Source organism: Erwinia sp. 2186, from assembly GCF_057812255.1.
Map to the genome: position 1 here is coordinate 1,047,262 of NZ_CM173824.1, position 14,520 is coordinate 1,061,781.

Annotated in this window: 15 protein-coding genes; 9 read left to right on the forward strand and 6 right to left on the reverse strand. The window is 54.8% G+C overall.

Annotated elements, in window-relative coordinates; translation table 11 throughout:
• Window positions 1-11: 11 nt before the first annotated feature.
• Both csdE and csdA read right to left on the reverse strand, forming a co-directional pair.
• On the reverse strand, window positions 12-455 hold the full coding sequence (gene csdE, locus ACXKZG_RS04820; protein ID WP_053143802.1) for a cysteine desulfurase sulfur acceptor subunit CsdE: 444 nt from the start codon (window positions 453-455) through the stop codon (window positions 12-14).
• Window positions 455-1,660 (reverse strand): cysteine desulfurase CsdA, encoded by a 1,206-nt coding sequence (gene csdA, locus ACXKZG_RS04825; RefSeq protein WP_134822642.1) that lies wholly within the window; start codon window positions 1,658-1,660, stop codon window positions 455-457. The genes csdE and csdA overlap by 1 nt, the downstream gene beginning before the upstream one ends.
• 224 nt (window positions 1,661-1,884) lie before the next feature.
• Between csdA and ACXKZG_RS04830 the strand changes: the two genes are divergently transcribed.
• The 4 genes from ACXKZG_RS04830 to rlmM all read left to right on the forward strand — a co-directional run bounded on the left by ACXKZG_RS04830 (window position 1,885) and on the right by rlmM (window position 4,920).
• A complete protein-coding gene (locus tag ACXKZG_RS04830) occupies window positions 1,885-2,109 on the forward strand; it encodes a YgdI/YgdR family lipoprotein (protein ID WP_013203583.1) in 225 nt (74 codons plus the stop codon).
• Window positions 2,110-2,453: 344 nt separating this feature from the next.
• Complete coding sequence (locus ACXKZG_RS04835; RefSeq protein ID WP_013203582.1) at window positions 2,454-3,371, forward strand: transcriptional regulator GcvA; 918 nt, start codon at window positions 2,454-2,456, stop codon at window positions 3,369-3,371.
• Between the two features lie 60 nt (window positions 3,372-3,431).
• Window positions 3,432-3,827, forward strand: a complete 396-nt coding sequence (locus ACXKZG_RS04840; protein ID WP_013203581.1) for a DUF423 domain-containing protein — start codon at window positions 3,432-3,434, stop codon at window positions 3,825-3,827.
• The gene (gene rlmM / locus ACXKZG_RS04845; RefSeq protein WP_013203580.1) at window positions 3,820-4,920 is read left to right on the forward strand and encodes a 23S rRNA (cytidine(2498)-2'-O)-methyltransferase RlmM; all 1,101 of its coding nucleotides are present in this window, start codon (window positions 3,820-3,822) and stop codon (window positions 4,918-4,920) included. Before ACXKZG_RS04840 ends, rlmM begins: the two co-directional genes overlap by 8 nt.
• Window positions 4,921-4,996: 76 nt before the next feature.
• Here the strand turns inward: rlmM and xni are convergent, their stop codons facing one another.
• From xni to queF, 3 genes are all read right to left on the reverse strand, one after another.
• The gene (xni, locus tag ACXKZG_RS04850) at window positions 4,997-5,758 is read right to left on the reverse strand and encodes a flap endonuclease Xni (protein ID WP_488875787.1); all 762 of its coding nucleotides are present in this window, start codon (window positions 5,756-5,758) and stop codon (window positions 4,997-4,999) included.
• 48 nt (window positions 5,759-5,806) lie between these two features.
• Window positions 5,807-7,171, reverse strand: a complete 1,365-nt coding sequence (gene ppnN / locus ACXKZG_RS04855) for a nucleotide 5'-monophosphate nucleosidase PpnN (RefSeq protein WP_013203578.1) — start codon at window positions 7,169-7,171, stop codon at window positions 5,807-5,809.
• A 189-nt stretch (window positions 7,172-7,360) separates the two neighbouring features.
• Complete coding sequence (queF, locus tag ACXKZG_RS04860; RefSeq protein ID WP_013203577.1) at window positions 7,361-8,206, reverse strand: NADPH-dependent 7-cyano-7-deazaguanine reductase QueF; 846 nt, start codon at window positions 8,204-8,206, stop codon at window positions 7,361-7,363.
• Window positions 8,207-8,298: 92 nt separating this feature from the next.
• Between queF and syd the strand changes: the two genes are divergently transcribed.
• The 4 genes from syd (at window position 8,299) to ACXKZG_RS04880 (ending at window position 10,999) form a co-directional block, all read left to right on the forward strand.
• Window positions 8,299-8,862: a SecY-interacting protein gene (gene syd, locus ACXKZG_RS04865; protein WP_488875788.1), complete on the forward strand. Its 564-nt coding sequence runs from the start codon at window positions 8,299-8,301 to the stop codon at window positions 8,860-8,862.
• Window positions 8,863-9,422: 560 nt separating this feature from the next.
• Window positions 9,423-9,749, forward strand: a complete 327-nt coding sequence (locus tag ACXKZG_RS04870; RefSeq protein ID WP_013203575.1) for a YqcC family protein — start codon at window positions 9,423-9,425, stop codon at window positions 9,747-9,749.
• The gene (gene truC, locus ACXKZG_RS04875; protein WP_488875789.1) at window positions 9,749-10,528 is read left to right on the forward strand and encodes a tRNA pseudouridine(65) synthase TruC; all 780 of its coding nucleotides are present in this window, start codon (window positions 9,749-9,751) and stop codon (window positions 10,526-10,528) included. Before ACXKZG_RS04870 ends, truC begins: the two co-directional genes overlap by 1 nt.
• Before the next feature lie 21 nt (window positions 10,529-10,549).
• Window positions 10,550-10,999 (forward strand): flavodoxin, encoded by a 450-nt coding sequence (locus ACXKZG_RS04880; RefSeq protein WP_013203573.1) that lies wholly within the window; start codon window positions 10,550-10,552, stop codon window positions 10,997-10,999.
• Between the two features lie 88 nt (window positions 11,000-11,087).
• Here the strand turns inward: ACXKZG_RS04880 and garD are convergent, their stop codons facing one another.
• Window positions 11,088-12,647, reverse strand: coding sequence for a galactarate dehydratase (garD, locus tag ACXKZG_RS04885; RefSeq protein ID WP_013203572.1), 1,560 nt, complete (start codon window positions 12,645-12,647; stop codon window positions 11,088-11,090).
• A gap of 525 nt (window positions 12,648-13,172) precedes the next feature.
• Between garD and ACXKZG_RS04890 the strand changes: the two genes are divergently transcribed.
• Entirely contained in the window at window positions 13,173-14,516 is a 1,344-nt protein-coding gene (locus tag ACXKZG_RS04890; protein ID WP_488875790.1) for an MFS transporter, read from the forward strand.
• Window positions 14,517-14,520 lie beyond the last annotated feature (4 nt).

Below are 14,520 nucleotides of genomic sequence, written 5' to 3' on the forward strand. Positions count from 1 at the left end.
AGGCGTGAGCCTTAGCTTTCCTTAGCCGCTTTGATCACCGCTTCCGCCAGCGCGCTCAACCCAGCGCTGCGCGACGAGCTCAGCTGGGCACGTAATCCCAGCTCATCAAACAGCGTCAGCGGGTCGTGACTCAGCAGAGTGGCGGGTTGCTGACCTTCTACGGCGGTTAATAATACCGCCAGCAATCCGCGCACGATCCGGCCTTCGCTATCACCGTAAAAGTGCAGGCTGCCATCTTCACGCCGTTGATGCCCCAGCCAGACGCGATTTTCACAGCCGCTAAGTTCGATATCTGCCGTTTTTAATGCCTCTGGCAGCGCCGGAAGCTGTTTTCCCATCAGGATCAGCTGACGATAACGGTCTTCCCATTGCGTATACGCCGAGAATTTTTGCTTCAGGCCGTCGGCGGTAATCAGTTCGCCGAAGGGATGAGGTGCCAGTAAAGAAGTCATGATTAATCGCCTAACAGGTCCAGTGCGGTGGTCATCCCTTTGACCAGCGCGTCTACATCGTGAAGGGTATTATACGGCGCAAATGACGCACGCAAAGTCCCGCTTACTCCTAATGCCTGCAACAGCGGCTGTGCGCAGTGCTGCCCGGCCCTTAAGGCAATGCCGCTTTCCGCCAACAGCGTGACCACATCGCTGTGGTGCACGCCGGCGATATCAAACGAAAGCAGGCTGGAGCGGCTGGCCCGGTAACTGCGGAATCCACTCAGCGCGGAAAGGCGTTCTTCTGCCACATCGGCTAATCCACAACTCCAGCTCTCGGCGGCGTCCAAATCAATGCCTTCCAGCCAGCTTAGCGCGGCGCTTAACCCAATGACGCCGGCGACGTTTGGCGTTCCTGCCTCAAAGCGCCACGGCACCGGCTGCGGAACGAATCCATCAAAGCTGACGCTGCTCAGCATTTTGCCGCCGCCCTGCCAGGGTTCCATCTCCTCCAGCAGCGCGGTTTTGCCATACAGCGCACCAATGCCCATGGGGCCATACAGCTTGTGGGCAGAAAATGCGTAGAAATCGATATCGTGGGTTTGCACATCCGGCGGCGCGTGAACCACGCCCTGAGCACCATCAATCACCACTTTGGCACCGACACCATGAGCAAGCGCGATGGCCTGAGCGATATCAGGGCAACCGCCCGTGACGTTCGACATTTGTCCAAGTGCCAGCACTTTGGTTTTTGACGACAGCAGTTCAGGCAGCAAGGCCATATCGGGCAGCAGATGGCTGCCCAGCGGCCACTTCACCACTTTTGCGCCGGTCTGGGCGGCAACCATCAGCCACGGTACCAGGTTGGCGTGATGCTCGGCTTCACTCACCAGAATTTCATCACCTGGCGCTAAACGAGGACGAAAATAGCCTTGAGCCACCAGGTTAATCGCTTCGGTGGTGCCTTTGGTCCAGACGATATTGGTCGCCAGCGGGGCATTCAGCAGCCGGGCAACCTGTTCGCGCGCCTGCTCATATTTTTCGGTTAATTCACGGGCAGCAGCAAACTGGCTGCGGTGAACGGTGCCGGCGCTGAGGCTGTAAAACTGCCGGGTAGCGTCAATCACTGCCGAGGGTTTTAAGGTGGTGGCCGCACTGTCGAGATAGACTCCAGCATCAGCCAGCGCCGGGAAATGCTGACGAAAGAGGGCGGGATTAAAGCTTGTCATAATTTCCTCGACTAATGATGTATTGGTGCGGTATCACTCAGGACCACTCTGAATAACAGGCATATTCCTGGCAAAGTTGGAAAAGCGGGTTATGCTTTTTCAGGAAAGCTTTAAAACATTACCAGCAGATAAGCACCCTTTTGGCAGGCAATTTACCCGCATTTTGCCAACAGGTCGTGCTCTGAAGGTGATTTATCGGATTACCGTCTTCAAGGAGAATAAAGATGAAAAAATTTGCTGCAATTCTGGCCGCCTGTGCCATGACCTTTACCCTGGCTGCTTGTTCAAGCAACTATGTGATGCATACCAATGATGGCCGCACTATCGTCGCAGACGGCAAACCTGTGGTCGACACCGATACCGGTATGATCAGCTATCAGGATGCCAATGGCAACAAACAGCAGATCAACCGTTCTGACGTGAAAGAAATGGTTGAGATGGGCCAGTAAGCTTCAGGCAAAAAAAAAGCACCGCAATTTGCGGTGCTATTAATCACTATGGACAGACAGGGTAAATCTACAGGAATAAAAGATAGCCAGGCTATCAGATCTGAAAAGCGTCAGATCAAATGCAAACACAACATCACGACCACAAGCCAAAAGCCCTTCAAAATCCGGCGTTTCCGCCCCAATTTCAAACTGCTTTTCGTTCCGGCTCAGGAAGTGCGGCAACTATAGGTATTTGCTGGTACATCCTCAACGGACAAATTATAATGTCTCGGATAAAAAAAACTAATACGTAAAGCTCCGTCAGGAGTGTTACTTCCGATGATGTTCAAAAGTATCCGGTAACCATGTCAAAACGTCTTCCCCCTTTAAATGCTCTGCGGGTTTTTGATGCCGCGGCGCGTCATCTCAGCTTTACCAAAGCCGCCGAAGAGCTGTTCGTCACTCAGGCCGCTGTCAGCCACCAGATTAAGTCATTAGAGGACTTTCTTGGGCTGAAGCTGTTCCGTCGTCGCAATCGTTCGCTGTTGCTGACCGAAGAAGGGCAAAGCTATTACCTCGACATTAAAGAGATTTTTACCTCGCTGAATGATGCGACGCGCAAGCTTCAGGCGCGCAGTGCAAAGGGCGCGCTGACGGTCAGTTTGCTGCCCAGTTTTGCCATTCAGTGGCTGGTGCCGAGGCTCACCAGCTTTAACTCAGCTTATCCGGGGATCGACGTACGGATCTCTGCGGTGGACCGCGACGAAGAGAAGCTGGCCGATGATGTCGATGTGGCTATCTTTTATGGTCGTGGCAACTGGCCGGGCCTGCGGGTGGAAAAACTCTACGCCGAATATCTGCTGCCGGTCTGTTCGCCCTTACTGTTGACCGGGGATAAGCCGCTGAAGACGCCGGAAGACCTGGCTAACCAGACGTTGCTGCATGATGCCTCGCGCCGGGACTGGCAGTCTTACACCCGGCAGCTGGGCGTTGGGCATATTAATGTGCAGCAAGGGCCGATCTTCAGCCATAGCGCGATGGTGCTGCAGGCGGCAATTCACGGGCAGGGCGTGGCGCTGGCGAATAATGTGATGGCGCAAACCGAGCTGGAAGCGGGACGGCTGGTTTGCCCGTTCAATGACGTTTTAGTCAGTAAAAACGCTTTTTATCTGGTTTGTCATGACAGTCAGGCAGAACTGGGTAAAATAGCCGCCTTCCGGCAGTGGATCCTGGCAAAAGCCGCCAGTGAACAAGAAAAATTCCGCTTTCGATACGAGAGCTGAGATGTGATTTTTTGCCGCGTGGCCTGATGGCGGCGCGTGCACCCTCTGAGGATCTGGGAAATGTCGAGTCGTGCGATGCTGGTTTTTGCAGCAATAAGCGGGTTTGTCTATGTGATGCTGGGTGCTTTTGGCGCCCACGTATTGAGTAAATCGCTGGGGTCAGCGGAAATGGCCTGGATTAAAACCGGTCTGGATTACCAGGCGTTCCATACGCTGGCGATCATGGGTCTGGCTGCGGCGATGATCCGCCGGGCTAATTTCTGGTTTTACTGGAGCAGCGCTTTGCTGGCCCTGGGGACGGTGTTGTTCAGTGGCAGCTTATATTGTCTGGCACTCTCGCACCTGAAGCTGTGGGTTTTCGTTACACCAATCGGCGGCACCTGCTTCCTGATTGGCTGGATTTTGATGTTGGTTGGCGCGCTGCGTCTGAAAAAAAGGGCAGAACGCCATGAATAAAGTATTACTGTATTGCCGTCAGGGCTTTGAGAAAGAGTGTGCGGCAGAAATTACCGCTAAAGCCGCCCAGCGTGAAGTGTTTGGCTTTGCGCGGGTAAAAGACGATTCCGGCTATGTGCTGTTTGAGTGCTATCAGGCGGAAGAAGCGGAAAAGCTGATTGCCGAGCTGCCTTTCAGCGAGCTGATTTTTGCCCGCCAGATGATTGTGGTCGGCGAACTGCTGCGCGACCTGCCGCCGGAAGACCGCGTTACGCCGGTGACCGGCATGCTGACCGGCTTTGTCGAGAAGGGCGGCGAACTGCGTGTCGAAGTACCCGACACTAACGAAAGCAAAGAGCTGCTCAAGTTTTGCCGTAAGTTCACCGTACCGCTGCGCAGCAGCCTGCGTGCCGCGGGCATTTTGCTGAAGTACGAGACCGATCGCCGTCCGGTGGTGCACGTGTTCTTTATCGCCCCAGGCTGTTGCTATGTTGGCTACTCAATGCCGAAAAACAACTCGCCGTTGTTTATGGGCATCCAGCGCCTGAAGTTTCCTTCCGATGCACCAAGCCGTTCCACGCTGAAGCTGGAAGAAGCCTTCCACGCTTTCATCCCGGCCGATGAATGGGATGAGCGTTTGGGCAGCGGATTGTTCGCGGTAGATTTAGGCGCCTGTCCAGGCGGCTGGACCTATCAGCTGGTGAAACGCAGCATGATGGTTCATGCGGTGGATAATGGCCCGATGGCGCCAAGCCTGATGGATACCGGTCAGGTATTTCACCACCGTGAAGACGGCTTCAAATACCGCCCAACCCGCAGCAATATCTACTGGGTGGTGTGCGACATGGTTGAGAAGCCGGTGCGCGTTGCCAACCTGATGGCTGACTGGGTGGTTAACGGCTGGTGCCGTGAGGCGATCTTTAACCTCAAGCTGCCGATGAAAAAGCGTTACGAGGAAGTGTCGCAAAACCTGGCGATGATCGACGAGAAGCTGAAGGCCAACGGCATTAATGCCCAGATCCAGGCCCGTCAGCTGTATCACGATCGTGAAGAAGTGACGGTGCACATTCGCCGCATCTGGGCTGCAGAGCCCGGACGTCGTGACGAGAAGTAAGCTTCTTCAGGAAAGCTCGCCAAACAGACGGGCATCAGCAGAAAATTGCCCGGCCATTTACCCCATGGCCGGGCGGTCAGATGCGATCGGGCAAGCGTAACTCTTTCAGATTCCCTTCCAGCACCAAATCCGTTTTCAGCGTGGCGACCTGCCGGCAAATCTCTGCCATCTGCTGATGTTCCTGAAGCTTCTTCTGCCACTTTGTCGGCACCGAGGCAAGCTGCTGATAGACAGCGTCCAGCGTACCAAACTCCCTTAACAGCTCCGCCGCGCTTTTGGCACCAATTCCCGCTACGCCTGGGATCTTACTGCTGCTAATGCCTGCCAGCCCCCAGTAATCGGTCAGCTGTGCGGGCGACACGCCAAATTCCGCGTCGATAAAAGGCACATCCAGCCAGCGTTTCTGGAAATAATCACGGATCTGGATCGCGGGTGCCAGCAGCTGGCAATAGCCTTTATCGGTCGAAACGATGGTGGCCTGATGGCCGCCAGCCGCCACTTTGCAAGCCAGCGTGGCCGCCAGATCGTCTGCTTCTTCACCGGCAACCTGCCAGCAGGCCACGCCAGCGGCAGCGAAAGCGGCGCGCAGCAGCGGCATCTCCTCATGCAGGCTGTCCGGCATTGGCGTGCGGCCGGCTTTGTAGCCCGGCAGCAGCTGATGTCGCCAGCCTTCATGACGTTCGTCATCGTCAAACACGGCCACCGCATGGGTGGGATTGCTGTGGCGGATTAACTGGTGCAGGGCGTTGACGCAGGTTTCCTGGCACGGGGAACCCTGCACAGCATGGATACGGCGGATCAGGTTCAGGGCATCAACAATCAGCAAATGAATAGTCATAAGTACCACGAAGGCGGAGCGACCCAAGAGCCGCTCCGGTTGGGAGTGTTATTTGATGATTTCGTAGCAGGGGATGTAGGCCGTGCCCGGCAGCTTCATGCGGTGTTGAGCAACAAATCCCTGTAACAAATCGTCCATGCGGCGCATCATTTCCGGATCGCCATGCAGCTTATACGGGCCTTTTTCTTTAATCGCCTTGATGCCCATATCCTTCACGTTCCCGGCAACGATGCCCGAGAAAGCCCGGCGCAGCGCGGCCGCAAGCTGCTCGGCAGGCTGGTCAGGGTGAAGATTCAGGTTGGCCATATTTTCATGCGTTGGCATAAACGGCACCTGAAGATCCGGCGCGATACGAATCGACCAGTTAAAGCTGTAAGCATCACCCGTTTCACGGCGGTGCTCTTTCACTTTCGGCATCGCTTGCTTCATTAGTCGAGCCACTTCCGGCGCATCATCAATGATGATGGTGTAGTGCTGGCGGGCCGCTTCGCCCAGCGTGCTGACGATAAATTCATCCAGCACGTTAAAGTAGTCTGCACTCTCTTTGGGGCCGGTCAGGATCAGCGGCAACACCTGATCCTGATTGTGCGGATTCATCAAAATACCCAGCAGGTAAAGCAGCTCTTCAGCCGTTCCTACGCCGCCTGGGAAGATGATGATGCCGTGGGCGATACGGACAAACGCTTCAAGGCGCTTTTCAATATCCGGCATGATAATCAGCTCATTGACCAGCGGGTTCGGTGGCTCAGCGGCAATAATGGACGGCTCGGTCAGACCAATAAAGCGACCTTCTTTATAGCGCTGCTGAGCATGGCCCACCGCCGCGCCTTTCATTGGCGCTTCCATCACACCCGGCCCACAGCCGGTGCAGATATTCAGCTCACGTAAACCTAACTGCGAGCCGACATTACGGCAGTATTGATATTCCACCGCGTTAATTGAGTGGCCACCCCAGCACACCACGGTATTGGGTTCTTCGCCAATATGCAGCGCACGGGCGTTGCGCAGGATTGAGAACACCATATTGGTCAGCTGCACGGTGTCTTCAATATCCAGATTCTGGAAACGTTCGTTGCTGTTGAGCTGGCCGTTTACAAACAGAATATCGCGCAGCACCGCAAACAGGTTGGCCTGCAGGGAACGAATAATCCGGCCATCAACAAAGGCCTCTTCCGGTGGATTGATCAATTCCAGCTTCACGCCGCGCTCACGACGCAGGACGTTGATATCAAAATTCTCAAAACGAGAAAGCAACTCATGGCTGCTGTCGGTCTGACTTCCGGAGTTAAGTACGGCAAGAGAACAGTTGCGGAATAACTGGTAAAGGTCGCTGCTGGCAGTCTGCTTCAGCATATCGACTTCCAGTTGAGACAGCAGATCCATTGAGCCCAACGGGCTGACATGTGTAATCAAATTAACTCCTTTACACCCATCCGGGTGATCGTCACTCCATGGTCTGACCCGCTAAAACAGGCCGGACGCGGAGAGTAAAATCCCTGAGCCCGGTGATTACCTGAGCCCACTCCAGAGTAGCCTTGTCAGCAGGGATTTAACAAGGTGTCGCGCGATGCTTATGCGGCGCGGCGCGCAAAACTTCGTGGATTACTGGCGGACCAGCCGAGAATGCCCCGGTCTGAACTCGCCATTGCTGCGCCATGGGTTGATATCCAGGCCACCGCGTCGGGTATAACGGGCATAGACGCTGAGCTTTTCCGGCTTACAGAAGCGCAGGATGTCGTTAAAAATACGTTCGACGCACTGTTCGTGAAATTCGTTGTGATGGCGGAAAGAGACCAGGTAGCGCAGCAGAGCTTCGCGCTGGATGCGCGGCCCGCGATAGCTGATCTGCACCGAGCCCCAGTCGGGCTGATTGGTGATCAGGCAGTTAGACTTCAGCAAATGGCTGACCAGCTGCTCTTCCACAATTTCCGGCTGCGTTGCCTGCTCAAGGTAATCCGTGGTGAACTGGTAATTATCAATTTCGATATCCTGTTCATCAATACAGGAGCCAGCAAAATGGCCAATCGGCTGGCCTTCCACTTCCTGCAGGCGGAACAGGGCGACGGTGACCTTACCTTCAGCACAGGCGCTGAGGTCGCGTTCCAGCGCGGCCCGCACGTCGCCCCAGTCGGCAAATTTGGTCTGATTGAAGCTGTTCAGATAGAGCTTGAAGCTTTTGGATTCGATCAGGTTGACGCTGTCGGCCTGCAGGGTGATTTCGCCCACCGCGACCTGTGGCAGGCCTTTCGCGTTCAGCCAGGACAGCTCATACAGTGTCCAGATATCGGCACCGTGGAAGGGCAGGCTATCGGGATACAGACCCAGAGGTTCGCGATTCATGCTGCGCGGAACGGCTTGCAGTAAAGAGGGTTGGTATTTATCGTGGTATTCTGTTGGCTTGCCGAGCGTCAGGTTGCTTAGCGCCTGATGTGGATCCGTTAAAGACATCGTAATAACCTTATGGCCTGCCGTTTGCAGGCGGTAGAGCAGAATGCAGAGATAGCCTTAGTGTAACTCAGGCTACAGAGAGTGAAAAAAGAATGATTGAAGAAACCAGCCGTGCCTTAACCGAGTTTACGCAAAAATATTGTGACGAATGGGACCGTGTATGCGGCCATCCGCCAGCCAGCGTGGAATTACTGGGTGTGCCTTCACCTTGCGTGCAGCAGACCGGTGCCGACGAACTTTACTGGCTGCCGCAGCCGTTCACTCTGGCGCAGAACCTCGAAGCGGTTGAACGCGCCATTGAGTTCCGCATCCAGCCTTCCGTTGCCGCCTGGTACAGTACGCAATTTGCGGGCGATATGATGGCCACGTTTGGCGGAAAAGCCTGCACCTTGCTGCAAACCTGGAGCGAAGAGGATTACCTGCGGGTGCAGGAAAATCTTATCGGCCATCTGGTGATGAAGCGTCGCTTGAAACAGTCGCCAACGCTGTTTATCGCCACCACGGATTCGGAGCTGGAAGTGATTTCGGTCTGCAATCTGACCGGCGAAGTGATTCTGGAGCAGTTGGGAACGGAAAAGCGCAGTCTGCTAGCGCCTGATTTGGAACAGTTTATCGCTGAGTTGCAGGTTGAACTGCCGGCAGGCCGAAAAGGGTAATTTTTCTGTGAGACATCTCTCACACTCGCTGTGAGAGATCGCTAGAAATATCGCGGGCATATGAACAGGTTTTTTCACTAATTGATTATTAATCAACGCGATAGTGCTTCCACCTTGCCAGCTTCACCTCAATTACCCCGGATTTTAACGCCAGCCATATTGTTTGCTTATGTCAATTTGGCAAAATAGCCTAATCAGAACGGATTCTGTGACTTAAGGATTGAGTCAGGACCCCCTCTGGATGAGGTTGCAAGGAAATCTTCAGGATGAAGAAAGGATGTCTCAGGATGAGATCAGGGACACCTCCAGGATGGAGAAGTGAGCTGTCAAAGACGATAGCGAGACAGGACGCAAGGGATTATCACCAGAAAGGTGATTTGTAAGGAAAACTGGGGACAAAGTTATCAAGGACGAGCAGGGAGCATTAGCGTGGCGGGATTGCTGCAAACGAACCGGGAGCACTGTTATTACAGTGCTCCTTTTTTTTGTCGCTATTTTCCCAATCCGGGCGCGAGTGGTATGCTTGCGGCCATTAAAAACCGGATAACAGGGAGCAGCCAATGAGCCGCGAACAACAGGTTCTGCTTCGCCTTCAGGCGATTGAACAACTACTGCACGATAAAGGGCTGTGGCAGTCCATCCCACCTGAAAGCGAGGCTTTCAACAGCGTGGAACCTTTCTGCGTCGATACCATGATGCCGCTGCAATGGCTTCAGTGGATCTTCCTGCCAAGAATGCATGCGCTGATCGATGCCGGCACCGAACTGCCGGTGAAATTAGCCCTCGCGCCGTATTACGAAATGGCCCTTGAAGCCGATATGCCCGAGCGCACCAGCCTGCTGCATGTCCTTGTCGCGCTGGATGATCTGTTTGAGCATGATGCCTGATGCTTGAGATCCTTTATCAGGACCAGTGGCTGGTTGCCGTCAATAAACCGGCCGGCTGGTTGGTCCACCGCAGCTGGTTAGATCGCCATGAAACGGTGTTCGTGATGCAGACCCTGCGCGACCAGATTGGTCAGCATGTTTTCACCGTACACCGGTTGGATCGCCCGACGTCCGGCGTGCTGCTGCTGGCGTTATCGAGCGAGGTAGCGCGCCTGCTGTCGCAACAGTTCGAACAGCATGCGATGCAGAAAACCTACCATGCGGTGGTCAGAGGCTGGCTGGAAGGGGAAGAGACCCTCGACTATGCGCTGACCGAAGAGCTGGACAAAATCGCTGATAAATTCGCTAACCCGGACAAAGCGCCACAGCCTGCGGTAACCCACTGGAAATCGCTGGCCAAAGCAGAGCTGCCGGTCGCGGTCAGTCGTTACGACTCTTCGCGCTTCAGCCTGGTCGAACTCAAGCCTGAAACCGGGCGCAAACACCAGCTGCGCCGTCATTTACGCCATCTTCGCCATCCGATTATCGGCGACAGCGCGCACGGCGATCTGAAACAAAACCGCAGCGCGGCGCAGCACTTCGGCATGAAGCGTCTGATGCTGCATGCCAGCGAGTTGAGTCTGCTGCACCCGGTTACCGGTGAACCGCTGGTACTGCGTGCCGGCCTCGATTCGGTGTGGCAAGGGTGCATGACCGCCTTTTGTTGGCAGGAGTGCCTTCCGTATATCCCAAGGGTTGAGTTTGTGGCGGCTAACCTGCAGGATAGTCCCTCAGAATAAGCGCCAGCAATGGAGAAAAGCATGGCTCAGGTAGGTATTTTTGTAGGCACCGTTTACGGTAATGCGCTGCTGGTGGCGGAAGAGGCTGAACCTCTGCTGATCGACCAGGGACATCAGGTTAAGATTTTTGAAGATCCGACGCTGGATGACTGGCAGCGTTATGCCGATCATGTGGCGCTGATTATCACCTCCACCACCGGTCAGGGTGATTTGCCGGACAGCATCGCTCCGCTGTTTCATGCCATCAAAGACAAGCTGGGCCATCAGCCGACGTTGCAGTACGGTGTGATTGCGTTGGGCGACAGCAGCTACGAAGATTTCTGTGGCGGTGGCAAGAAGTTTGATGCCCTGTTGCAGGAACACAGTGCTAAACGCGTGGGTGAGGTGCTGTTAGTGGATGCGACTGAGAACCCGGAACCGGAAGAGATCACTTCTCCGTGGATTGAAGACTGGGCAAAGCAGATCGGCTAAACCGTTGACGCTTTTCCCGACGCCGGTTGGGTCGGGCGCATCCAGGCATTAACAGCCGGATGCGCTCGCTGTTTTTCTCAGCCGTCAATCAGGTGACTGGCGCAGGGTTAAACACCGCCAGCGCATTGTGAATACCCCATCGATCGGACCAGGTTTGTTTGCGTCCGCTGGCAATATCCAGAATCAGCTCAAACAAGCGCGTTCCCACCTGCTCAATACTCTCTTCTCCCGTGGCAATCGTTCCGGCATTAATATCCATCAGGTCGAACCATCTGTCGGCCAGCGCGTTGCGTGTCGCCATTTTGATCACCGGGATGGCGGCCAGGCCATAGGGTGTACCGCGTCCGGTGGTAAACACCTGCAGGGTAATACCGGACGCCATCTGCTGCGTTCCGCAAACAAAATCACTGGCCGGGGTGGCGGCGTAGATCAGCCCGCGTCGGGTCGGACGCTGCCCTGGCGAAAGCACCTCTACAATCGGGCTGCGGCCGGATTTAGCGATCGATCCCAGCGCTTTTTCAACCACGTTGGCCAGCCCGCCTTTTTTATTGCCTGGCGAAGGGTTGGCGCTGCGGTCAGTCTGGCCCATATTCAGGTAGTCGTCGTACCAGGCCATCTCTTCCAGCAGGCGTTTGCCCACTTCTTCATTGATCACCCGTGGCGTCAGCAGATGAATAGCATCACGCACTTCCGTTACTTCAGAAAACATCACGGTGGCTCCACAGCGCACCAGCAAATCAGAGGCATAGCCTACGGCCGGATTCGCGGTCACGCCGGAGAAGGCGTCGCTGCCACCGCACTGCATACCGATAATCAATTCCGAAGCCGGAACCGTTTCGCGCTGCCGCTGATTCAGGCGCTGCAAATGCCGACGGGCCACCTGCAGGATATCGTCGACCATCGACTCAAATCCGATATGCTTTTCATCCTGCAGGCGCACAACATCTTCTTCGCCCAGCGAAATGGTCTGCACGTCGGGCGTGCCTTCCAGCAGGCGCTCAGGCTGAAGTTTCTCGCAGCCCAAACCGACCACCATCACTTCTCCACCGAAGTTGGCGTTCAGCGCCAGGTTGTGAATGGTGCGGATCGGCACGACGGCCGCGGGTGCGTTGATCGCCACGCCACAGCCGTACAGGTGATTTAATGCCACCACGCCATCAACGTTCGGGAACGCGGGCAGCAGGTCGCGCTCGATGATCTTCACCACATAATCGACCACGCCCGCGACGCAGTGAACGCTGGTGGTGATGGCCAGCAGATTGCGTGTGCCGACGCTGCCATCCGCATTTCGGTAGCCTTCAAAGGTATAGCCTTCCAGCGGCGGCAATGCCGGGGGAATATTGTTAGCGAGAGGCAGGCTGGACAGCTCCGGCGCTTCGGGCAGCACCACCAGCGATTCGTCAATCCAGCCACCGCGTGAGATATCCCTCACCGCATAGCCAATCACTTCGCCATAACGAATAATATTCGCGCCTTTGGCAATATCACTGAGAGCCACTTTGTGACCCTGAGGAATATGTTCTTTTAGTACCAACCCGCAAGGAAATTCAGTTCCCGCCACCAGGCCGTTATTATTTACCACGATGGCAACGTTATCGTTCTCATGGACCTTTATATAAAGGGGCGGATCGTTTTTTTGAATGTTCATTGCTCGACAATTCCTGAAAATAAGTAAGGTAAGCGTCTTTTATTCTCTCCGTGATGAACGATGCGTCCTTTTGTGCCTGAATCGTATTCTGCTGCCAAACAGTATAAAAGCCCGCCCGGTGGAAAACATTATGCAGATGTCCGACATACTGGCGGATGAGCAGGACTTTTTCTGGCATACGTACAGATATCAGTGAGAGCGCTCACAAAGGCAAGGGGAAAGCCACCGGACTGTGACCGCCCACGCAGAACGGTCGGGTTCCGTGAGCCACCCCGCAAGGGGTTGTGCATATGCCATAAGAATATGAATATTTATGGCTTTTTATAGGGCTAATTACCGATGTATTCCGTTTGGGCTATTCCTATACTTTTTAGCGAACAGAACGATGAGATATTGCCACGCTGCGTGAAAACTATTCTGCCAAATTAATCGCTGTGTTTAACCCAACATCATTCTGATACCCAACGCGATGTGTATGCAGTTCAGAGTGAAAGTAGCCTGACCGCTATATTTCAGGAGTGCATCATGAATTCAATCAGTAGTGCTGCGAGCGCCGTGCAAAAAAGAACAAATGCTCGCTACTGGATAGTGGTGATGTTATTTATCGTCACCTCTTTCAACTATGGCGACCGGGCGACCATCGCCATTGCCGGTTCCGCCATGTCCAAGGATATCGGGCTCAGCTCGGTAGGCCTGGGTTACATCTTCTCCGCATTCTCATGGGCCTATGTGGTTGGCCAAATTCCGGGAGGCTGGCTGCTGGACCGCTTCGGGTCTAAACGCGTCTACTTCTGGAGTATCTTCCTCTGGTCACTGTTCACCTTACTGCAAGGCTTCGTGGATCTGTTCAGCGGCTTCACCATTATCGTCACGCTGTTTATGTTGCGATTCCTGGTCGGCCTGGCAGAGGCACCTTCCTTCCCGGGCAACAGCCGTATTGTTGCGGCCTGGTTCCCGGCGCAGGAGCGCGGCACCGCGGTCGCTATCTTTAACTCCGCACAGTACTTCGCCACGGTGATCTTCGCGCCGATTATGGGCTGGCTGGTCTCTTCCGTTGGCTGGGCGCACGTGTTCTGGTTTATGGGTGGCCTCGGCATCATCCTCAGCTTTATCTGGCTTAAAGTGATCCACGATCCAAACGACCATCCGGGCGTGAACAAAGCCGAGCTGGAGTACATGGAGCAGGGCGGTGCGCTGATCAATATGGATCAGAAAAAAGAAGAGCGTAAGGTGAGCTGGGCTGAGAAAAGGCATCAAATCAAACAGTTAGTCACCTCGCGTATGATGGTCGGCATCTACCTGGGTCAGTATTGCATTAACGCCTTAACCTATTTCTTTATTACCTGGTTCCCGGTCTATCTGGTGCAGGCGCGCGGTATGTCGATTCTGAAGGCCGGGATGGTTGCCTCAATCCCGGCGATCTGCGGCTTCCTTGGCGGCGTGCTGGGCGGGATTATTTCCGACTGGCTGATGCGCAAAACCGGCTCGCTGAATATCGCCCGTAAAACCCCGATCGTGCTCGGCATGTTGCTGTCGATTTCGATGGTGGTGTGTAACTACGTTGATACCGAATGGGTGGTGGTGTTCTTTATGGCGCTGGCGTTCTTCGGTAAGGGGATTGGTGCATTGGGCTGGGCGGTGATGGCGGATACCGCGCCGAAAGAGATCAGTGGCCTGAGCGGCGGTCTGTTCAATATGTTCGGCAACATCTCCGGCATCATTACGCCAATCGCCATCGGCTACATCATTGCGTCTACCGGCTCCTACAACGGTGCGCTGATTTATGTGGGTATCCATGCCTTTGTCGCCGTGCTGAGCTATCTGGTGCTGGTACAGGATATCAAACGCATCGAACTGAAACCTTTGTAAGGAC

Coding starts and splice junctions, on each gene's coding strand:
- csdA (WP_134822642.1), bottom strand. CDS start 1,660: ATGACAAGCTTTAATCCCGCCCTCTTTCGTCAGCATTTCCCGGCGCTG.
- ACXKZG_RS04830 (WP_013203583.1), top strand. CDS start 1,885: ATGAAAAAATTTGCTGCAATTCTGGCCGCCTGTGCCATGACCTTTACC.
- ACXKZG_RS04835 (WP_013203582.1), top strand. CDS start 2,454: ATGTCAAAACGTCTTCCCCCTTTAAATGCTCTGCGGGTTTTTGATGCC.
- ACXKZG_RS04840 (WP_013203581.1), top strand. CDS start 3,432: ATGTCGAGTCGTGCGATGCTGGTTTTTGCAGCAATAAGCGGGTTTGTC.
- rlmM (WP_013203580.1), top strand. CDS start 3,820: ATGAATAAAGTATTACTGTATTGCCGTCAGGGCTTTGAGAAAGAGTGT.
- xni (WP_488875787.1), bottom strand. CDS start 5,758: ATGACTATTCATTTGCTGATTGTTGATGCCCTGAACCTGATCCGCCGT.
- queF (WP_013203577.1), bottom strand. CDS start 8,206: ATGTCTTTAACGGATCCACATCAGGCGCTAAGCAACCTGACGCTCGGC.
- syd (WP_488875788.1), top strand. CDS start 8,299: ATGATTGAAGAAACCAGCCGTGCCTTAACCGAGTTTACGCAAAAATAT.
- ACXKZG_RS04870 (WP_013203575.1), top strand. CDS start 9,423: ATGAGCCGCGAACAACAGGTTCTGCTTCGCCTTCAGGCGATTGAACAA.
- truC (WP_488875789.1), top strand. CDS start 9,749: ATGCTTGAGATCCTTTATCAGGACCAGTGGCTGGTTGCCGTCAATAAA.
- ACXKZG_RS04880 (WP_013203573.1), top strand. CDS start 10,550: ATGGCTCAGGTAGGTATTTTTGTAGGCACCGTTTACGGTAATGCGCTG.
- garD (WP_013203572.1), bottom strand. CDS start 12,647: ATGAACATTCAAAAAAACGATCCGCCCCTTTATATAAAGGTCCATGAG.
- ACXKZG_RS04890 (WP_488875790.1), top strand. CDS start 13,173: ATGAATTCAATCAGTAGTGCTGCGAGCGCCGTGCAAAAAAGAACAAAT.